Origin of the sequence: Pseudomonas sp. F9001, from assembly GCF_013385435.1 — a bacterium.
Lineage (GTDB): Bacteria > Pseudomonadota > Gammaproteobacteria > Pseudomonadales > Pseudomonadaceae > Aquipseudomonas.
On record NZ_JACAPX010000006.1, the window covers coordinates 224523 to 243600 of the forward strand.

The 19078-nt window shown below is 61.4% G+C and carries 19 protein-coding genes; 15 read left to right on the forward strand and 4 right to left on the reverse strand.

Annotated elements, in window-relative coordinates:
- Positions 1 to 26: 26 nt before the first annotated feature.
- The 14 genes from phnD (at position 27) to HX818_RS05390 (ending at position 13877) form a co-directional block, all read left to right on the forward strand.
- Positions 27 to 1028: a phosphonate ABC transporter substrate-binding protein gene (gene phnD / locus HX818_RS05325; protein ID WP_003210622.1), complete on the forward strand. Its 1002-nt coding sequence runs from the start codon at positions 27 to 29 to the stop codon at positions 1026 to 1028.
- A gap of 148 nt (positions 1029 to 1176) precedes the next feature.
- Positions 1177 to 1959 (forward strand): phosphonate ABC transporter, permease protein PhnE, encoded by a 783-nt coding sequence (phnE, locus tag HX818_RS05330; RefSeq protein ID WP_003210621.1) that lies wholly within the window; start codon positions 1177 to 1179, stop codon positions 1957 to 1959.
- A 35-nt stretch (positions 1960 to 1994) separates the two neighbouring features.
- Positions 1995 to 2699: a phosphonate metabolism transcriptional regulator PhnF gene (gene phnF / locus HX818_RS05335; RefSeq protein ID WP_023659262.1), complete on the forward strand. Its 705-nt coding sequence runs from the start codon at positions 1995 to 1997 to the stop codon at positions 2697 to 2699.
- Positions 2700 to 2710: 11 nt separating this feature from the next.
- Positions 2711 to 3148 (forward strand): phosphonate C-P lyase system protein PhnG, encoded by a 438-nt coding sequence (phnG, locus tag HX818_RS05340; protein ID WP_003210619.1) that lies wholly within the window; start codon positions 2711 to 2713, stop codon positions 3146 to 3148.
- A complete protein-coding gene (gene phnH, locus HX818_RS05345; RefSeq protein WP_063028147.1) occupies positions 3148 to 3738 on the forward strand; it encodes a phosphonate C-P lyase system protein PhnH in 591 nt (196 codons plus the stop codon). The genes phnG and phnH overlap by 1 nt, the downstream gene beginning before the upstream one ends.
- Positions 3738 to 4814, forward strand: coding sequence for a carbon-phosphorus lyase complex subunit PhnI (locus tag HX818_RS05350; RefSeq protein WP_102369660.1), 1077 nt, complete (start codon positions 3738 to 3740; stop codon positions 4812 to 4814). The genes phnH and HX818_RS05350 overlap by 1 nt, the downstream gene beginning before the upstream one ends.
- Positions 4807 to 5673 carry an alpha-D-ribose 1-methylphosphonate 5-phosphate C-P-lyase PhnJ gene (locus HX818_RS05355; protein WP_008434764.1) on the forward strand — a complete coding sequence of 289 codons (867 nt, stop codon included), beginning with the start codon at positions 4807 to 4809 and terminating at the stop codon, positions 5671 to 5673. Before HX818_RS05350 ends, HX818_RS05355 begins: the two co-directional genes overlap by 8 nt.
- A complete protein-coding gene (phnK, locus tag HX818_RS05360) occupies positions 5634 to 6443 on the forward strand; it encodes a phosphonate C-P lyase system protein PhnK (protein WP_085984643.1) in 810 nt (269 codons plus the stop codon). The genes HX818_RS05355 and phnK overlap by 40 nt, the downstream gene beginning before the upstream one ends.
- Positions 6443 to 7162 carry a phosphonate C-P lyase system protein PhnL gene (gene phnL, locus HX818_RS05365; RefSeq protein WP_177019620.1) on the forward strand — a complete coding sequence of 240 codons (720 nt, stop codon included), beginning with the start codon at positions 6443 to 6445 and terminating at the stop codon, positions 7160 to 7162. Before phnK ends, phnL begins: the two co-directional genes overlap by 1 nt.
- Positions 7152 to 8300, forward strand: a complete 1149-nt coding sequence (locus tag HX818_RS05370; protein ID WP_177019601.1) for an alpha-D-ribose 1-methylphosphonate 5-triphosphate diphosphatase — start codon at positions 7152 to 7154, stop codon at positions 8298 to 8300. The genes phnL and HX818_RS05370 overlap by 11 nt, the downstream gene beginning before the upstream one ends.
- Positions 8300 to 8863: a phosphonate metabolism protein/1,5-bisphosphokinase (PRPP-forming) PhnN gene (phnN, locus tag HX818_RS05375; protein ID WP_087694466.1), complete on the forward strand. Its 564-nt coding sequence runs from the start codon at positions 8300 to 8302 to the stop codon at positions 8861 to 8863. The genes HX818_RS05370 and phnN overlap by 1 nt, the downstream gene beginning before the upstream one ends.
- The gene (gene phnP, locus HX818_RS05380; RefSeq protein WP_003210610.1) at positions 8854 to 9603 is read left to right on the forward strand and encodes a phosphonate metabolism protein PhnP; all 750 of its coding nucleotides are present in this window, start codon (positions 8854 to 8856) and stop codon (positions 9601 to 9603) included. Before phnN ends, phnP begins: the two co-directional genes overlap by 10 nt.
- A 348-nt stretch (positions 9604 to 9951) precedes the next feature.
- The gene (locus HX818_RS05385; RefSeq protein ID WP_177019602.1) at positions 9952 to 11448 is read left to right on the forward strand and encodes a M10 family metallopeptidase C-terminal domain-containing protein; all 1497 of its coding nucleotides are present in this window, start codon (positions 9952 to 9954) and stop codon (positions 11446 to 11448) included.
- Between the two features lie 389 nt (positions 11449 to 11837).
- The gene (locus tag HX818_RS05390) at positions 11838 to 13877 is read left to right on the forward strand and encodes a M10 family metallopeptidase C-terminal domain-containing protein (protein ID WP_177019603.1); all 2040 of its coding nucleotides are present in this window, start codon (positions 11838 to 11840) and stop codon (positions 13875 to 13877) included.
- Positions 13878 to 14034: 157 nt separating this feature from the next.
- On the opposite strand, the gene HX818_RS05395 is transcribed toward HX818_RS05390, so the two are convergent.
- Positions 14035 to 15231, reverse strand: a complete 1197-nt coding sequence (locus HX818_RS05395; RefSeq protein WP_087694461.1) for an MFS transporter — start codon at positions 15229 to 15231, stop codon at positions 14035 to 14037.
- A 178-nt stretch (positions 15232 to 15409) separates the two neighbouring features.
- Here HX818_RS05395 and HX818_RS05400 point away from each other — a divergent pair, with 178 nt between their 5' ends.
- Positions 15410 to 16024: a DUF5666 domain-containing protein gene (locus HX818_RS05400; protein ID WP_177019604.1), complete on the forward strand. Its 615-nt coding sequence runs from the start codon at positions 15410 to 15412 to the stop codon at positions 16022 to 16024.
- 164 nt (positions 16025 to 16188) lie between these two features.
- On the opposite strand, the gene HX818_RS05405 is transcribed toward HX818_RS05400, so the two are convergent.
- From HX818_RS05405 to HX818_RS05415, 3 genes are all read right to left on the reverse strand, one after another.
- Positions 16189 to 17193 carry a sulfate ABC transporter substrate-binding protein gene (locus HX818_RS05405; RefSeq protein WP_003210600.1) on the reverse strand — a complete coding sequence of 335 codons (1005 nt, stop codon included), beginning with the start codon at positions 17191 to 17193 and terminating at the stop codon, positions 16189 to 16191.
- Between the two features lie 107 nt (positions 17194 to 17300).
- Positions 17301 to 18125 carry an ion transporter gene (locus tag HX818_RS05410; RefSeq protein WP_177008368.1) on the reverse strand — a complete coding sequence of 275 codons (825 nt, stop codon included), beginning with the start codon at positions 18123 to 18125 and terminating at the stop codon, positions 17301 to 17303.
- Positions 18126 to 18156: 31 nt separating this feature from the next.
- Positions 18157 to 19032: an urea transporter gene (locus tag HX818_RS05415; RefSeq protein ID WP_177019605.1), complete on the reverse strand. Its 876-nt coding sequence runs from the start codon at positions 19030 to 19032 to the stop codon at positions 18157 to 18159.
- Positions 19033 to 19078 lie beyond the last annotated feature (46 nt).

Here is a 19078-nt window from a genome sequence, read left to right on the forward strand (position 1 = left end):
ACTAACGACCCACAGGAATCCTCTCCATGTTGAACCGTATCGGTCATGTGTTTCTGTCTGCCGTGCTGCTTGCCAGCGTGGCCATGGGCACTGCCCAGGCCGCCGACAAGGCGATCAATTTCGGCATCATGTCCACCGAGTCTTCGCAGAACCTCAAGAGCATCTGGCAGCCCTTCCTGGATGACATGCACAAGAAGACCGGCCTCACCATCAACGCCACCTTCGCTTCCGACTACGCCGGCCTGATCCAGGGCATGCGCTTCAACAAGGTCGACGTGGCCTGGCTGGGCAACAAGGCCGCGATGGAAGCGGTGGACCGTTCCAACGGCGAAATCTTCGCCCAGACCGCCGCCGCCAACGGGGCTGCCGGTTACTGGAGCGTGCTGATCGTGCGCAAGGACAGCCCGATCAACAACGTCGATGACATGCTCAAGAACGCCAAGAACCTGACCTTCGGCAATGGTGACCCGAACTCCACTTCGGGCTACCTGGTGCCTGGCTACTACGTGTTCGCCAAGAACCACGTCGACGCCGCCACCGCCTTCAAGCGCACCCTCAACTCCAGCCATGAAGTCAACGCATTGAGCGTGGCCAAGGGGCAGTTGGACGTCGCCACCTTCAACACCGAAAGCTGGGACCGCCTGGAAGTCACCCAGCCGGACAAGGCCGCCATGCTCAAGGTGATCTGGAAGTCGCCGCTGATCCCGGCCGACCCGATGGTGTGGAGCAAGGCCCTGAGCGACAGCGAGAAGACCAAGATCCGCGACTTCTTCGCCAACTACGGTGACACCGACGAAGAGAAGGCCGTGCTGAAGAACATGCAACTGGGCAAGTTCCTCAAGTCCAGCGACGACCAGTTGTTGCCGATCCGCCAACTGGAACTGTTCAAGCAGCGCACCACCATCAGCGCCGACGACAAGTTGGAAGCGGCTGACAAGGCCAGGAAGCTTGCCGACATCGACGCCGACCTGGCCAAGCTGCAAGAGCGCATCACCGAACTGGACAAGAAGACCGCAGCCAACGGCTAACCCCCTGTAGGAATCGGGTTCATGTGGGAGCGGGCTTGCTCGCGAATACGGTGTGTCATTCAACGCATCCGGCGACTGAGTCACCGCATTCGCGAGCAAGCCCGCTCCCACATTAAGCCCAGTTCCAACCCTACACCGAGAGTGACCCATGACTACCTTGCATGCTGAAGCAGTGGGCAAAAGGACTTGGCCGCAATACCTGGGCTGGGGCCTGTTCCTGATCCTGCTGGCCTGGGCCTGGCACGGCGCCGAGATGAACCCGCTGGCGCTGTACCGCGACTCCGGAAACATGGCGACCTTCGCCGCCGACTTCTTCCCGCCGGACTTCCACGAATGGCGCTCCTACCTCAAGGAGATGATCGTCACCGTGCAAATCGCCCTCTGGGGCACGGTGCTGGCGATCGTCTGCTCGGTGCCCCTGGGCATCCTGTGCGCCGACAACATCACCCCATGGTGGATTCACCAGCCGCTGCGCCGGGTGATGGATGCCTTCCGTTCGATCAACGAAATGGTGTTCGCGATGTTGTTCGTGGTCGCCGTCGGCCTCGGTCCTTTTGCCGGTGTCCTGGCCTTGTGGATCAGCACCACCGGGGTCCTCGCCAAGCTGTTTGCCGAAGCCGTCGAAGCCATCGACCCGGGCCCCGTTGAAGGTGTGCGAGCCACCGGTGCCAGTGCCCTGCAAGAGGTGATCTACGGCGTGATCCCGCAAGTGATGCCGCTGTGGGTGTCCTACGCGCTCTACCGCTTCGAGGCCAACGTACGCTCGGCGACGGTGGTGGGGATGGTCGGTGCCGGCGGGATCGGCGTGATCCTCTGGGAGAACATCCGCGCGTTCCAGTTCGTGCAGACGTGCGCGGTGCTGCTGGTGATCATCGTGGTGGTGAGCTGTATCGACGTGCTGTCCCAACGCCTGCGCAAGCAGTTCATCTGACGTCGGAGGGGTGCCCCAGGGCGCTTTTTTTAAGCATGCAGTTGTCTAGACAAGATGAGCCGGTGTACCGCGAACTCGCTGACATCCTGCGCCGCGAACTGAGCAGCTACCAGGCCGGTGAATTCCTGCCGGGCGAGGTGCAACTGGCTGAACGCTTCGGCGTCAACCGCCACACCCTGCGCCGCGCCATCGACGAGCTGGTGTTCGAAGGCAGCCTGTTGCGCCGCCAGGGCAAGGGCACCCAGGTGCTGGACCGCCCGCTGATTTACCCGATGGGCGCCGAGACCTCCTACAGCCAGTCCTTGTCGGCCCAAGGCGTGGGCGTGGAAGCGATGCTGCTCAAGCGCCGCTACTGCTTTGCCAGCCGCGAAGAGGCCCAGCAACTGGGCATCGCCGAGATGGCGCCGATGATCGAGTTGCAAACCCTGCGCAAGCTCGACCACCAGCCGGTCAGCCTGATCCGCCACCGTTACTGCGCCAGCCATGCGCCGCTGCTGGCGGACTACAACGGCGGCTCGCTGCGCCACTACCTGCGTGAGCGCGACATGCCGTTGACCCGTACCCAAAGCCTGATCGGCGCGCGTTTGCCCAACCGCGACGAAGCCGCACTGCTGATGATGCCCCGGCACTTGCCGGCGCTCACCGTATTCACCCTTTCCCGCGATCGCGACGGCCGCCCGGTGGAGCTGGCGCAGTCCACCAGCCGTTCGGATCGCTTCCAGTACCAAGTGGTGACCTGATGGAGACCCCGATGAACCTGTCCCCGCGTCAACACTGGATCGGCGTGCTCGCCCGCGCCTTTCGCAGTGAATTGCTGCCCCATGAAGACGCCCTGCGCGACGTGGATTACCAACTGATCCGCGCCCCGGAAATCGGCATGACCCTGGTGCGTGGCCGCATGGGCGGCAATGGCGCGCCGTTCAACCTCGGCGAAATGAGCGTGACCCGCTGCGTGGTGCGCCTGGCAGACGGGCGCACCGGCTACAGCTACCTGGCCGGGCGCGACAAGGTCCATGCCGAACTGGCGGCCCTGGCGGATGCGCATTTGCAAGGGGCACACCCGAGCCCCTGGCTTAGCGACCTGATCGGCGCACTGGCCAACGCCCAGGCCGAGCGCCGGGCGCAAAAAGAGGCCGACACCGCCGCCACCAAGGTCGAGTTCTTCACCCTGGTTCGAGGAGAAAACTGATGAATGCCCAACGCTTGCAACCGGCCTTTGTAGACCCGGTGCTGGACGCCCAGCGCGGTTTTCGCGGGGCCCTCAAGGCCCTCGCCGAGCCCGGCCTGATCCAGTCCTTGCCCGCGGCCCCCAGCCTTGAAGGCCTGGCGCCGGCTACCTATGCGCTGTGCCTGGCGCTGCTGGATATGGACACCCCGCTCTGGCTGGCGCCGTGCTTCGACACGCCGCTGATCCGCGCCAACCTGGCCTTTCACTGCGGCTGCCCGCTGACCGCCAACCGGGAAGAGGCCGCGTTCGCCTTGCTCGGTGAACAGGACTTGCTCGACCTCAGCGGCTTCGACCACGGCAATGACCGCTACCCGGATCAGTCCTGCACCTTGCTGGTCCAGTTGACCGACCTGGAAGCCGGTCGCGCCTTGAACTGGCGCGGTCCGGGGATCAAGACCCAGCGTCAGGTCAACCTGCCGGTGCCTCAAGCATTCTGGCTGGAACGTCAACGCCGCGAGACGTTTCCCCGTGGCCTGGACGTGTTGTTCGCCGCCGGCCATCACCTGATCGGCCTGCCACGCAGCACCCGAATTGCACAGGAGCATGCCTGATGTACGTAGCCGTCAAGGGTGGCGAACAGGCCATCGACAATGCCCACCGCCTGCTGGCGAAAAAACGCCGGGGCGATACTTCCATTGCGGAACTGAGCGTGGAGCAGATCCGCGAGCAACTGCCGCTGGCGGTCGCGCGAGTAATGAGCGAAGGCTCGCTGTACGACACGGAGTTGGCTGCACTGGCGATCAAGCAAGCGGCGGGGGATCTGGTGGAAGCGATCTTCCTGCTGCGGGCCTACCGCACCACGTTGCCGCGCTTCAGCCCGAGCCTGCCGATCGACACCGCGCAGATGTCCCTGAGCCGGCGTTTGTCGGCCACCTTCAAGGACGTGCCGGGCGGGCAACTGCTGGGCCCGACCTTCGACTACACCCACCGCCTGCTGGACTTCGCACTGCTGGCCGAAGGTGAATACCCGGGCCCGCAAACCACGCCGGATGCTGCCCTTGAACCATGCCCTCGGGTTCTCGGCTTGCTGGCCAAGGAAGGGCTGATCAAGAACGAATCCGACGACACCGGCAGCGTCGCCGACATCACCCGCGACCCGCTGGAATACCCGGCCAACCGCGCCCAGCGCCTGCAAGCCCTGGCCCGTGGCGACGAAGGTTTCCTGCTGGCACTGGGTTACTCGACCCAACGTGGTTACGGCCGCAACCACCCGTTCGCCGGCGAGATTCGCATCGGCGATGTGGAGGTGTGGATCGACCCGGAAGAGCTGGGTTTCCCGATTTGCCTGGGCAGCATCGAAGTCACCGAGTGCGAGATGGTCAACCAGTTCGTCGGCTCGGCCACCGAGCTGGCGCAGTTCACCCGGGGCTACGGCCTGGCATTCGGGCATGCCGAGCGCAAGGCGATGGGCATGGCCCTGGTGGACCGCTCGCTGCGGGCCAATGAGTTCAACGAAGAGATCGTCTCGCCGGCCCAGCAGGAAGAATTCGTGCTGTCCCACTGCGACAACGTCGAGGCGGCGGGCTTCGTTTCCCACCTCAAATTGCCTCACTACGTGGACTTCCAGTCCGAGCTGGAACTGATCCGCAAACTGCGCCAACCGGCCGAGGGCACCCGCCATGAATGACCTGACTCAAGCGCCTGCGCGTGACCCGGCGTACAACTTCGCCTACCTCGACGAGCAGACCAAACGCATGATCCGCCGCGCCTTGCTCAAGGCCGTGGCGATCCCCGGTTACCAGGTGCCGTTCGGTGGCCGCGAGATGCCGCTGCCTTACGGTTGGGGCACCGGCGGCATGCAACTGACCGCCGCGATCCTGGGGGCTGACGACGTGCTCAAGGTGATCGACCAGGGCGCCGACGACACCACTAACGCCGTGTCGATCCGGCGTTTTTTTGCGCGCACCGCGGGCGTCGCCACCACCGAAAGCACCCCGGACGCCACGGTGATCCAGACCCGCCACCGCATCCCGGAAACCCCGTTGCAGGCCGATCAGATCATGGTCTACCAGGTGCCGATCCCGGAGCCGCTGCGTTTTATCGAACCGTCGGAAACCGAGACCCGCACCATGCACGCCCTGAATGACTACGGGGTAATGCACGTAAAGCTCTACGAGGACATCGCCACCTTCGGCCATATCGCCACCAGCTACGCCTACCCGGTGATGGTGGATGAGCGCTACGTGATGGACCCCTCGCCGATCCCGAAATTCGACAACCCGAAACTCGACATGAGCCCGGCGCTGATGCTGTTCGGTGCCGGTCGCGAAAAGCGCCTGTACGCGGTGCCGCCGTACACCCAGGTCACCAGCCTCGACTTTGAAGACCATCCGTTCGAAGTGCAGAAGTGGGAACACACCTGCGCGATCTGCGGCAGCCATGAATCGTTCCTCGATGAGCTGATTCTCGACGACGCCGGTACCCAGAGTTTTGTGTGTTCCGACACCTGGTACTGCGCCCAACGGGTCAAGGAGAACAACCAGTGAGCCAGCCTCTTTTGCAAGTGCGTGACCTGTCGTTGTTGTACGGGGAAGAGAAGGGCTGCCAGGACGTCAGCTTCGATTTGTACCCCGGTGAAGTGTTGGGGATTGTTGGTGAGTCGGGCTCGGGCAAGTCCACCTTGCTCTCGCTGCTCAGCGGGCGTCTGCCACCGCAGGCCGGCCACATCGGCTATCGCGGCAAGGACGGTGAATGGCTGGATCTGTACAGCGCCAGCGAAGCCGAACGTCGCACCTTGCTGCGCACCGAATGGGGCTTTGTCGAGCAAAACCCTCGGGACGGTTTGCGCATGGGGGTCTCTGCCGGCGCCAATATCGGCGAGCGCCTGATGGCCCAGGGCGTGCGCAACTATGAGCAACTGCGTGGCGCCGGCCTCGACTGGCTGGGCCAGGTGGAAATCGACCCGCAGCGCATCGACGACTTGCCCCGGACCTTCTCCGGCGGCATGCAACAACGCCTGCAAATCGCCCGCAACCTGGTCTCCAGCCCGCGCCTTGTGTTTATGGACGAACCCACCGGCGGCCTGGACGTGTCGGTGCAGGCGCGCTTGCTCGACCTGTTGCGCGGCCTCGTTCGCGAGCTGGATCTGGCGGTGGTGATCGTGACCCACGACCTCGCCGTGGCGCGCCTGCTGGCCGACCGCCTGATGGTGATGCGCCGCTCGCGCGTGGTGGAAACCGGGCTGACGGACCAGATCCTCGACGATCCACAGCACCCTTACTCTCAACTGCTGGTGTCTTCGGTATTGCAACCATGATGAACGCCTTGATCGAGGTCCGTGACCTCTCGAAAACCTTCACCTTGCACCAGCAGAACGGCGTGGTGCTGAACGTGCTGCGCGGGGTGGGGTTCAGTGTGAAAGGCGGTGAGTGCCTGGTGCTGCATGGCCAGTCCGGCGCCGGTAAAAGCACGTTGCTGCGCACCCTGTACGGTAACTATCTGCCGGCGGGCGGCAGCATCCGAGTACAGCACCTCGGCGAATGGCTGGAGCTGGTTGGTGCCGAGCCGCGGGAGGTGTTGCAGGTGCGCCAGCAGACCCTGGGCTACGTCAGCCAGTTTCTGCGGGTGATCCCGCGGGTGGCCTGCCTGGATGTGGTGATGGAGCCCGCCCTGGCCCGTGGCTGGTCGAAGGCCAATGCACAGTCGCGCGCCGAGCATCTGCTGACCCGCCTGAATATCCCGCAACGCCTGTGGCAGCTGGCACCCGGTACGTTCTCCGGCGGCGAGCAACAGCGGGTCAACATCGCCCGCGGCTTCATGGTGGATTGGCCGGTGATGCTGCTGGACGAACCCACTGCGTCCCTCGATGACAGCAACCGCCAGGTGGTGCTGGAACTGATGAACGAAGCCAAGGCTGCCGGCGCGGCCTTGATCGGCATCTTCCACGACCGCGCCGCCCGTGAAGCGGTCGCAGACCGCCATTTCGACATGACCCCCGCGCCTGTTGCCCAAGAGGAATACGCCCATGCCCGCTGAACAGATCCTCAGTAATGCCCGGCTGGTGACGGCTGACCGTATGTTCCTTGGCAGCGTCGTGCTGCGTGACGGGCTGATCGTCGACATCGCCGAAGGCCGCAGCCAACTGCCCCAGGCCCAGGACCTTGACGGGGATTTCCTGTTGCCGGGCCTGGTGGAACTGCACACCGACAACCTGGAAAAACACATGACCCCGCGCCCCGGCGTGGACTGGCCGTCGACCTCGGCGGTGCTCAGCCATGATGCGCAGATCATCGCGGCCGGCATCACCACGGTGTTCGACGCGGTGTCCATCGGCGACGTGAACCCCAAGGGCAACCGCATGCAGAAACTGCCGGCGATGCTCAATGCCATCGCGGCAGCAGAAAGCGCCGGCCTGACCCGCGCCGAACACCACCTGCACCTGCGCTGCGAGCTGTGCCACCCCGACACCCTGAGCGTGTTCCGCGACCTGGTGGAAAACCCGTTGGTGCAGTTGGTGTCAGTGATGGACCACTCGCCGGGCCAGCGCCAGTTCGTGCTTGAATCCAAGTACCGTGAGTACTACATGGGCAAGTACCACCTGAACGACGAGACCATGGACGCGTTCATCAAGCTGCAAATGGCCAACTCCAGGGAGTACAGCGACCGCTACCGCGCCGCGATCGTCGAGCATTGCCTGGAACGCGGCCTGTCGGTGGCCAGCCATGACGATGCGACCCTGGCTCACGTCGAGGAGTCGGCACGCTACGGCATGACCATCGCCGAATTCCCCACCACCCTGGAAGCCGCCCGTGGCTGCCGTCAACTGAACATGAAAGTTCTGATGGGCGCGCCGAACGTGGTGCGTGGCGGGTCCCACTCGGGTAATGTGGCCGCCGCCGGCCTGGCCGCCGAAGGATTGCTGGATATACTTTCCAGTGACTACTACCCGGCCAGCCTGTTGCAGGCGGCGTTCGTGCTGGCCAATCAACAGGACGGCGGCGACCTTTCTCGGGCGGTCAGGATGATCAGCCTGGCGCCCGCACACGCGGCGGGCCTGAGTGATCGCGGCGAAATCGCTATCGGTCTGCGGGCCGACCTGGTGCAAGCCAAAAAAAGCCAAGACGGACTGCCCGTAGTCCAACAAGTGTGGCGACAAGCGAAGAGGGTGTTTTGATGGCAGGCAGGTTGATCTATCTCATCGGACCATCGGGTTCGGGCAAGGACAGCCTGCTGGATGCCGCACGACCGCGTCTGGCCGAGCGTGGCTGCCGCATTGTGCGGCGGGTCATCACCCGCTCGGCGGAAGCGGTGGGCGAAGCGGCGCAGGGTGTGAGCCCGGCGCAGTTTGCCGCAATGGAGGCCGAGGGCGCATTTGCCCTCAGCTGGCACGCCAACGGGTTGTCCTATGGCATCCCACGGGAAATCGATGAGTGGCTGGCGGCGGGGCACGATGTGCTGGTCAACGGCTCCCGCGGCCACCTGGCGCAAACCCGGCTGCGTTACCCGAACCTGCTGGTGGTGCTGCTGACGGTAGACCAAGGGGTTTTGCGCCAGCGCTTGCTGGCGCGGGGGCGCGAATCCCTGGCGGATATTGATCTGCGCCTGGCGCGCAATGCGCGATTCGCCGAGGGTTTGAGCGCTGCTGCAGATGTGTTCCTGCTCGACAATTCCGGCCAACTGGAACACACGGTCGAGCGCTTGCTGGGCTGCCTCGACGGGCAACCTGCATGCGCCTGACACTGCTGGGCACCGGCGATGCGCGGCAAGTCCCGGTGTATGGCTGTGAGTGCGCCGCCTGTGGCTTGGCCCGCCATGACCAGAGCCTGCGCCGCCGCCCATGCAGCGCATTGATCGAGTGTGGCGACCAGCGCTGGTTGATCGACAGCGGGTTGCCCGACCTCACCGAGCGCTTCCCGCCGCGCAGCTTCAACGGGATTCTCCAGACCCATTACCATGCCGATCATGCCCAGGGTCTGCTGCATCTGCGCTGGGGCCAGGGGCTGGTGATTCCGGTGCATGGTCCGGTGGATCCGGAAGGGTTGTCCGACCTGTACAAGCACCCCGGCATCCTCGATTTCAGCCAGCCGTTTGCCGAGTTTGAAACCCGCCGGTTGGGTGAACTGAGCGTCACCGCGTTACCGCTGCTGCATTCCAAGCCCACCTTGGGGTATCTGCTGGAAGGTGAAGGGCGGCGCATTGCCTACCTTACCGACACGGTCGGCCTGCCACCCGCCACCCGCGATTGGCTGCAACGGGAGCCGCTGGATGTGCTGGTACTCGATTGCTCCATGCCGCCGCAACCGCAGGCACCGCGCAATCACAATGACCTGACGCTGGCGTTGCAATGTATTGAAGAGGTGGGTGCGCAGTTGGGGGTGCTGACCCATGTGGGGCACACGCTGGATGCGTGGTTGTTGCAGCATCGGCGGGAGCTGCCGCGGCATGTGACGGTGGGCTGGGATGGGCGGGTGATTTAACGTGGGAAGTTACGTCAAGCGGTGAAGTCCTGATCGCTGGTGGATTTGGATGAAAAGTTTGAGTGGATGTATCTTTGTTGATGCCGGTTTGGAGTATTCATATTGGCGGCATTGTGTAGGGTTTTGTTTTTTTTCTGATAAACCAAGGCGCTGCCGCAACGGCTGGTGTGTGTTCAGTTGTTTAAATTACAAGTAATTTATTGAGTTTCTTAGCGGGTGTTTCATCGCTTTTAAATGTTTCGGTGAGAACTAAATAAGCGCTGTCCCGTGCTTTCCATGCATGGGAGCTTAATGGCTGATGCCGATTGTTCCGGCTCGTCTATTAATTAAAAGAGAGTGCTCTTTCTCATGAACGTTTTTGACGCGATCTCCATCAGGCCCATGCTTCAAAACTTGCCGGAGTCTGACCCCGGTCCGACTGGCTTCGGCGCGAAAGCCAAGCCGACCTACACCACGGATCAGGCCGGCAAGCAGATCTCGCGGGACAACCTGCGGTTTCACGATCGTAACGGCGACAAGAAAGTTGATCTGTCCTACACCGTCGACCCCAGTTTCACCGCGCAGCAGCAACAACGCGTTCGTCAAGCGGTGCAGTCCTGGCAGGATGTTGCCAACATTAACCTCAAGGAGCAGGCAGATGGGGCAGACGGCACGGTAAACATTAAAAACAACCCTCGCGGTGACCGTGGTGTTGCCACATCACCTACACGCTCCAACACCAGCACGACCGCGACGATAGGCACGCTGAAAGCAGGGAGCAGACCTGGCCTGGGCAGCCACTTTTCGGTGACCGCGGTACATGAAATCGGGCACGCCATCGGCCTGCAGCATCCAGGCAACTACAATGGTGGCGGCTCTGCCTACAACAGTGGCGCGGTCTATGCCGGGGATACCAAGGCGCGCAGCGTCATGAGCTACTGGTCGGAGAAAAACCAGGCCGGCCACGACTTTCAGTCTTCGAATCCATCCGCGCCAATGATGGACGACATCGCGGCAGCGCAGCGGTTGTATGGGGCCAATCACCAAACCCGCAATACCGACACCACGTATGGTTTCAACTCCAACACCGAGCGGGAGGCGATGACGCTCAAGAGCGCCACGGACAAACCCGTTTTTTGCGTATGGGACGGCGGCGGTGACGATACGTTGGACTTTTCAGGGTTCTCACAGAACCAGAAGATCAACCTCAATGCCGAGTCGTTCTCTGACGTGGGCGGCTTGAAGGGCAATGTCTCGATTGCCAAGGGGTGCACAATTGAAAACGCAACAGGTGGGGCCGGTCGCGACACCCTGATCGGTAACGAGGCGGGCAATCGACTCAAAGGTGGAGCAGGGGCTGATAAGTTGCGCGGTGGCGGCGGAGCGGACATGTTTATCTACGACAAGGCCAGTGATTCCACGCCTCAGGATCCTGACTTGATCGAGGACTTTACCAGCGGTACCGACAAGATCGACCTGTCGGGCGCATTGAAAGAAGCCGGGGTGGGCACCCTGGTGTTCACGGACCGATTCACGGGGCGCGCTGGCGAGGCCTTGCTCAAGTACGACGCCGCCATGGGCCGGTCAAGCCTTGAAGTTGACCTGAACGGCAGTGGCAAAGCCGAGTTGTTGATCAACAGTGTTGGCCGGATCAAGTCGACGGATGTGCAGTGGGCGGGGGCGACGCCTGGGTTCAAGCCGGTGCCATTACCCATGCCAAATGTAGTGCCGTCCCCGGCGCCGCCCCCTGAGCCTGATTCGAAAACGACCACGCTTGCAGTGTTGAACGAGATGATCGCCAAGACATTGTCGACGTTGCTGCAGCTATTGAAAGGTCTGCTTCAACAGCCGGGCGCCCCTGGGTAACCGCCAGAGTGAAGGCAGAGTCTGGCCCTGTTTCCAGTGCCTGACTCTCAGCCATCAGCACCACGTGGTGCAGCAGCCGGATGTGTAGCAGATTGTTTTCATGCCCGGGTTAGGGCGATGGTTAATTGTAGGTTTATATGTCTCCGGTTTTCTTCGTATCGCATATTGAATGCAGAGCTGGCCTGATCTGAAACTTCTGAATATAAATATAGTGCGCTTGAAAAATTGGCGATGTGTTTCTGGCTGTTTGGATATTTAAATTGAAACGTTCATAGGGGTGACATTCGGTTTTTTCATGTGAGATTTTAAGGCGGCTGTTAAGTGAAACAGTCGCGTTGAAAGTCTGTTTCCTGATGAATGAAAGTCTCAACTAAAAGGATGTTGTTTTTATGAGAGTCACTGCTTCTTTTGTTAATCCGCCTGTATCAAGTCATGAGCTATCTACGTTGAATGCGGCCACTACCAGTGATGGCGCAACCTCAAAAAAAACCTTCACCACGGATGATGCTGCAAAGCAGATCCTGCGAGAGGGTTCGAGGCATTACGATCGTAATGGCGATAACAAAATTGAGCTTTCCTTCACCCTTGACGATCAATTCTCTGTGCAACAGAAAGCGTCCTTGCGCAAAGCCCTGACGTCTTGGCAGGACGTGACAAATATTGTCTTCAAGGAGGGGGCGCCAGGTCCGGATGGTTCAATAACCATCAAGGCCAATCCCGATGACAATGGCGGGGTGTCGGGACTGCCTAATCGCTGGTACGGTGATATGAGCACTACGGTTGGAACGAAAGGCGCTTCTGATGCCCCACGGCATGGCGATGTTTTTTTATCAACGGCCATACATGAGTTGGGACATGCCCTGGGGCTTGGCCACCCTGGGGACTATGGTGAAAGTGTGCACTCTTATGCAGATGCCCTATACACGCAGGACACCAGAGCCCACAGCGTGATGAGTTACTGGCGAGAAACCAATCATACGGGCCATGACTTCAAATCGCGCGAACCTTCAACGCCAATGAAAGATGATATTGCTGCCGTACAGAAACTCTACGGGGCCAATCTCAATATTCGGAATACCGATACTACTTATGGCTTTGAATCCAATACTGACCGTGACCACTTCAGCCTTGAATCCTCGAAGGACGCCCCGATATTTTCGGTATGGGACGGGGGCGGGAATGACACGCTGAACTTTTCGCTATTTTCCCAGAACCAGAAGATCAACCTGAATGCGGAGTCGTTTTCCAATGTGGGTGGCTTGAAGGGTAATGTGTCTATCGCCAAGGGCGTTGTCATTGAAAATGCCACAGGTGGCTCAGGTGACGATGAGCTCATAGGGAATGAGGCCGGCAACCGGCTCAAGGGTGGAGCGGGTTCAGACAGGTTGACAGGCGGCGCAGGCGCGGACGTGTTTGCTTACGATAGAGCGAGTGACTCGACACTCACCAGGCCTGACGAAATCCTGGATTTCACCAGCGGCACAGACAAGATCGACCTTTCGGGCTTATTGAAAAATACCTCAATCAAGCATTTCAACATTGTTGAGCGGTTTACGGGGCGTGCTGGCGAGATTGTCCTGAGCCATGACCCGCGCAGCGGAAACGGTAGTCTGGGTCTCGACACCACTGGCAGGGGCAAAGCGGATTTTCTGATTAAGAGCGTGGGTCGCATTCAGGCCAGTGACATAGTCACTGGCGGGGCATACGAACCTGGAGTTTCCAAGCCGGAGCCCCAACCAGAGCCCAAGCCAGAACCTCAACCGGACCCGAATCCGGAACCTTTTCCTGCTCCGCACGATACTGTCTATGGCTTCAACTCCAACACCGGTGATCCCTTCCTTAGCCTGCATTCCCAGAGTGGCGCCCCCAGGTTCCTGGTGAGGGACAAAGGTGGCGATGACACCCTGGACTTTTCGGGCTTCCGGCAGAACCAGACCATCGACTTGCGCGAGGGCGCAGCCTCCAGCATAGGCGGCTTGCGCAATAACGTTGGTATAGCCAAAGGTGTCACCGTGGAGAATGCGATTGGCGGCTCAGGCCGTGACACGCTCATAGGCAATACGGTGGATAACGTTCTCACCGGCGGGGCAGGTGGAGATACGCTCTGGGGTGTGGGCGGTAGAAACACGTTCAGGTATGAGAAGGCCAGCGACTCGGCCTATGACGACGCTGACCTGATCATGGATTTCACCAGTGGCCAAGACACAATTGATCTGACGGGTTTAATGACAGAAGTCGGAACGCCCTTGCGGCTGGTGGATAGCTACACGGGCCGTATTGGAGATACCGTCGTCAAATACAACCAGCAGAGCGGGCGTTACTTTGTGGGCATCGACTTACTGGGACGGCGTCAGACAAACTTCCTGCTTAAAAGCACACGCTTGATCCGGCCAGAGGACGTGATCGGTCTGTCTACTCACCTGCGCTGAAAAGCAACGCGCCAGGGCGCTCGCCATCCTCCTGGAGGGGATACCGCCCATAAATCCCTGGGCGGTAATTCCCAATCAGTCAGCAAGCCCTTGACCTCGTCACTCGTCATTTCTGGCGGATGCGGCGTTGGAGCCGTTGATGCGGTTGTAAGGTGGGTCAGGCAGTCGCCACCGCCCCTTGCCGCGAGGCGCTCAAGAAGCGCAGCAACGCCACCAGCGGGAATGCGCTGCCCACCAGCATCACCCCCAGCCAGCCGCCGTGTTCGTACACGCTGCTGGCAATCGCCGAGCCGAAGGCGCCGCCGATGAAGATGCTGGTCATGTACAGCGCGTTCAGTCGGCTACGGCTGCTGGCGTCGAGGGCGTAGATGGCGCGCTGGCCAAGGACCATGTTCATCTGCACGCAGAAGTCCAGGACCACGCCGGTCACCGCCAGGCCGATCACGCTGTACAGCGGGTGCACGAAGGCCGGCAGGAAGCTCAGTGCGGCAAACAGCATCGCCAGCAGCGAAGCGCGGTGGGTGTGGCCGGCGTCCGCCAGGCGCCCGGCGATGGGTGCGGCGATGGCGCCCAGGGCACCGACCAGGGCAAACAGGGCGATCTGGCTTTGGCTCAGGCCGTGGTTGCGGGACAGTTCCAGCGGGGCGGCGGTCCAGAACAGACTGAAGGTGGCGAACATGCAGCCCTGGTAAAACGCGCGCTGGCGCAGCACCGGCTGGCGGCGCAGCAAGGTGCCCAGCGAGGCGAGCAACTGGCCATAGCTGGCCGCGTGATCCGGTTGGCGCTTGGGGATGGTCAGCATCAGCACCACGCTGATAAACGCCATCAGTGCCGCGGCGGCCATGAACATGGCGCGCCAGCCGAAGTGGTCGGCCACCACGCTGGACACCGGTCGCGCCAGCAGGATACCCAGCAGCAGGCCACCCATGATGCTGCCGACCACCCGGCCACGGGATTCAGCCGGCGCCAGGTGCGCCGCCAGCGGAATCAGGATCTGTACCGACACCGAGCTGAAGCCGATCAGCAGCGACACCAGCAGGAACAGGTTCGGCTGTTCGGTGAACGCCGCACCCAGCAGGCTGGCGATGGCCACCACGGTGGTGATGATCATCAGCCGGCGGTTTTCCAGCAGGTCGCCCAACGGCACCAGGAAGAACAGGCCCAGGGCATAGCCGATCTGGGTCAGGGACACGATCAGGCTGGCCATGGCCGGCGTGAGGCCGATGTCCGGGGCGATCAGCTCGATGATCGGTTGCGCGTAGTAGATGTTGGCGACGATGGCGCCGCAACAGAACGCAAACAGCATCACCATGCCTCGGGTCATCGTGCTTGTAGCGGGGGGCGTGGCGTTCATGGCGTTCTCATAAAAGCGAAGGATTGTGGCGAGCGAGGATAAAGACTGGCCCCGGGCGCGAGTAGCCTGTCTGTGGTGATAACACTCATGCCGGGAATTAATGACTGAAACGTTAACTTTCGCGCTGAAGGTCGATGATACATTCAGTCACAACTGCATAAACAGGAAATCGACTGCCATGAAGACGACATTCAACAAGATGCTCCTGGCCTCCAGCTTGGCCGCGCTGATGACCGTGGGCGTTGCCCAGGCCGCAGATGCCCCGCGTGTCGGCGTGCGGGGTGCGATTACCGCGATGGACGGCGACGCGATGCACGTCAAGGTCAACAGCGGTGAAGACGTCACCGTGCACCTGACCAAGGACACGCAGGTGCGTGCGGTCACCCTGGCAAAAATCGAAGACATCAAGCCCGGCAGTTACATCGGTTCGGCGGCCATGCCCAACGCGGATGGCACCCTGACGGCGCTGGAAGTGCATGTATTCCCACCGGCGATGGCCGGTACAGGCGATGGGCACCGTGCGTTCGACCTGAAGGAAGGCAGCAGCATGACCAACGGCACCGTGGGTGACCTGGTGGTGAGCGATGGCCGCACGTTGACCGTCAAGTACAAGGGCGGCGAGCAGAAGATCGTGGTGCCGGATGATGTGCCGATCGTCAACCTGGAGCCGGGTAATCGCAGCTTGCTGAAGCCTGGGGTGAAGGTGGTGATGTTTGCGGCGAAGGGCGCGGACGGGAGCGTGACGGCCCAGGCGATTTCCGCGGGTAAGGATGGCGTGACACCGCCGATGTAACGGCTGTAGATAGATCGTTCCCACGCTCCGCGTGGGAATACATCCAGTGACGCTCTGCGTCACCATTGCGCACGGTCCAGGTCTTGCGGCGCGGCCTGGACGCGGAGCGTCCTGTGATGCATTCCCACGCGGAGCGTGGGAACGATCAGCGATCAGGGTGCGGATTACTGCCCGGAGTAGATCTGGTCAAAAACCCCGCCATCATTGAAGTGGGTCTTCTGCACGGTGCGCCAGTCGCCAAAGGTCTTCTCTACCGACAGGAAGTCGACTTTCGGGAAACGGTCGGTGTACTTGGCCAGCACTTTCGGGTCACGTGGACGCAGGTAGTTGTTGGCGGCAATTTCCTGGCCTTCCGGCGACCACAGGTACTTCAGGTATTCTTCGGCAGCCACTTTGGTGCCTTTCTTCTCGACCACTTTGTCGACGATCGACACTGGCGGCTCAGCTTCTGCGGAAACGCTCGGGTAGATCACTTCGAACTGATCACGGCCGAATTCACGGGCGATCATTTCTGCTTCGTTCTCAAAGGTCACCAGCACGTCGCCGATCTGGTTGGTCATGAACGTGGTGGTAGCGGCACGGCCACCGGTGTCCAGCACGGGTGCGTGCTTGAACAGGTCACCCACGAACTTCTTGGCCTTCTCTTCGTCGCCACCGTTTTTCAGCACATAACCCCAGGCCGAGAGGTAGGTGTAGCGGCCGTTACCGGAGGTCTTCGGGTTCGGCACGATGACTTGCACGCCATCCTTGAGCAGGTCCGGCCAGTCTTTCAGGGCTTTCGGGTTGCCTTTGCGCACGATGAACACCGTGGCCGAAGTGAACGGCGCACTGTTGTTCGGCAGGCGGGTAACCCAGTTGTCCGGCACCAGTTTGCCGTTGTCCGCCAGGGCGTTGATGTCGGTGGCCATGTTCATGGTGATCACGTCAGCCGGCAGGCCGTCGATCACCGAGCGCGCTTGTTTGCTCGAACCACCGAAGGACATCTGCAGGGTCAGCTTGTCGTTTGGATGCTCGGCGGCCCAGTGCTTCTGGAAGGCGGCGTTGTAGTCCTTGTAGAAGTCACGCATCACGTCATAGGAGACGTTGAGCAGGGTGACCGGGGCGGCCTGGACGACGCCAGCCAGTGCGAGGCCGGCGGCCAGGAGAGAGGCACTAACGAGTTTTTTCACTGCTCATTCCTTGTTGTTCGAGAAGGTTTTTGAAACGCATGGGGGCAATATGCCAGCGACTATAACGGGGGGGCGCATAGTCGCTTAAAGATTAAAAAGAACTTTGCTTATTCCAGTTTCTTGAAAAGCGCGCTGCCACACCGTGAGCAAAACGCTGCATTGGGCTCATGGCTGTTTTTCTTGCACACCGGGCAATCCGTTTGCAATTGCTCACCGCGCATGGCGTTGGCCAGTTCGGCGGTGAAGATCCCGGTGGGCACCGCGATGATCGAATAACCGGTGATCATCACCAGCGACGAAATCACCTGGCCCAGCGGGGTCTTCGGCACGATATCGCCAAAACCCACGGTGGTCAGCGTCACGATTGCCCAATAGATGCCCTTGGGAATACTGGTAAAGCCGTGCTCCGGGCCTTCGATCACGTACATCAAGGTGCCGAACACCGTGACCAGGGTGCAGACGCTGACCAGGAACACCACGATCTTCTGCTTGCTGCCCCGCAGCGCCGACATCAGGTAGTTGGCCTGCTTGAGGTACGGGCCGAGCTTGAGCACGCGGAAAATCCGCAGCATCCGGATGATTCGGATAATCAGCAGGTACTGCGCGTCGCTGTAATACAGCGCGAGGATCCCGGGCACGATCGCCAGCAAATCCACCAGCCCATAAAAGCTGAAGGCATAGCGCAACGGCTTGGGCGAGCAATACAGCCGCAGGCCGTATTCGATGGCGAAGATGATGGTGAAGCCCCACTCGATATAGGCCAGCACGTTGGCGTAGTTGTCGTGGACCTCCTGGATGCTGTCGAGGATCACGATCACCAGGCTGGCCAGGATGATCAGCAACAGGGTGCTGTCGAAGCGTCGGCCGGCCGGGGTGTCACTTTGGAAAACCATGACGTAGAGACGCTCACGCCAGTGCTTGTTGCTGTCCATGGAAGTCGCCTGAATCGAAGATCAGCGAAGCCTAGGGGGATTCGAAGGGGCTGTCCATGCGGGTTTTCTGCATCACCCGCTGACTGGCGCGCACCAGCCAGGTGGCGAGGATAAACGGCGCGGTCAGCGCGGGCAGGTTCAGGCCGGTGAAGCCGGGCGTGAGGATGATCGCCAGGAGAATGCCGATCAGCGGCAGCCAGGGTTGGCGACGATGCTGGCTGAGGGCCAGGGCGGCCAGCGCCGGGTTATAGCTGTGCAGGCCGAGCAGGGCGCTGGCGGGCTCGTCCATCAACAGGGCGATCAACACGCCGAGGCTCGCGCCGGTCAGCGCCCACAAGGCCGCGCGGCGGCTGGCTATTACAAGACCGAGGGCGATCAGCAGGCCGGCGAGGGGTTGGTCCATCAGGATGACTTGGGCCAGACCTGTGAACGGCGCGCAGAGTAGCGCCCAGGTGCCGGGTTCGCTGGCGGCAAATGCGGCGGGCGCGGTGGTGCCCAGCAGCAGCCAGCCGAGTACCACAAACGGTGCGGTGTAGGCGGGCAGGTCATCGGGGTTGGCGGCGCGTTTGAGCCACTGGCGAGTGAGGATTGCGCTGAGGCCACCGCAGGCGAGAATCAACGGCGGCAGCAGTGCCGACCAGCTGAAGTGCTGGCTGATCAGCAAGCCGAGCAGCACGCCGTTGTAGCTATAGAGACCGGCCTGGCGTTCGGCCTTGGGATAGCCGCGGCGTTGGGCGGTCAGCAAGCCGGCGACACCGCCCAGCAGCGCGCCGCCGAGCAGGGCCGGGGCGCCGACCAGGATCGCCAGCAGGCAGAGCAGGCCACACAGCGGGTGGCGCTGCAGGAATATCTGGCTGAAGCCGTTGAGCAGGGCTTCGGCCCAGTCGGGGCAGGGTTGGTTGGGCATGATCAATAATCTGCAGGAAAGCGCCGAATCTTGTGGCGAGGGAGCT

Coding starts and splice junctions, on each gene's coding strand:
- phnD (WP_003210622.1), top strand. CDS start 27: ATGTTGAACCGTATCGGTCATGTGTTTCTGTCTGCCGTGCTGCTTGCC.
- phnE (WP_003210621.1), top strand. CDS start 1,177: ATGACTACCTTGCATGCTGAAGCAGTGGGCAAAAGGACTTGGCCGCAA.
- phnF (WP_023659262.1), top strand. CDS start 1,995: ATGCAGTTGTCTAGACAAGATGAGCCGGTGTACCGCGAACTCGCTGAC.
- phnG (WP_003210619.1), top strand. CDS start 2,711: ATGAACCTGTCCCCGCGTCAACACTGGATCGGCGTGCTCGCCCGCGCC.
- phnH (WP_063028147.1), top strand. CDS start 3,148: ATGAATGCCCAACGCTTGCAACCGGCCTTTGTAGACCCGGTGCTGGAC.
- HX818_RS05350 (WP_102369660.1), top strand. CDS start 3,738: ATGTACGTAGCCGTCAAGGGTGGCGAACAGGCCATCGACAATGCCCAC.
- HX818_RS05355 (WP_008434764.1), top strand. CDS start 4,807: ATGAATGACCTGACTCAAGCGCCTGCGCGTGACCCGGCGTACAACTTC.
- phnL (WP_177019620.1), top strand. CDS start 6,443: ATGAACGCCTTGATCGAGGTCCGTGACCTCTCGAAAACCTTCACCTTG.
- HX818_RS05370 (WP_177019601.1), top strand. CDS start 7,152: ATGCCCGCTGAACAGATCCTCAGTAATGCCCGGCTGGTGACGGCTGAC.
- phnN (WP_087694466.1), top strand. CDS start 8,300: ATGGCAGGCAGGTTGATCTATCTCATCGGACCATCGGGTTCGGGCAAG.
- phnP (WP_003210610.1), top strand. CDS start 8,854: ATGCGCCTGACACTGCTGGGCACCGGCGATGCGCGGCAAGTCCCGGTG.
- HX818_RS05385 (WP_177019602.1), top strand. CDS start 9,952: ATGAACGTTTTTGACGCGATCTCCATCAGGCCCATGCTTCAAAACTTG.
- HX818_RS05390 (WP_177019603.1), top strand. CDS start 11,838: ATGAGAGTCACTGCTTCTTTTGTTAATCCGCCTGTATCAAGTCATGAG.
- HX818_RS05395 (WP_087694461.1), bottom strand. CDS start 15,231: ATGAACGCCACGCCCCCCGCTACAAGCACGATGACCCGAGGCATGGTG.
- HX818_RS05400 (WP_177019604.1), top strand. CDS start 15,410: ATGAAGACGACATTCAACAAGATGCTCCTGGCCTCCAGCTTGGCCGCG.
- HX818_RS05410 (WP_177008368.1), bottom strand. CDS start 18,125: ATGGACAGCAACAAGCACTGGCGTGAGCGTCTCTACGTCATGGTTTTC.
- HX818_RS05415 (WP_177019605.1), bottom strand. CDS start 19,032: ATGCCCAACCAACCCTGCCCCGACTGGGCCGAAGCCCTGCTCAACGGC.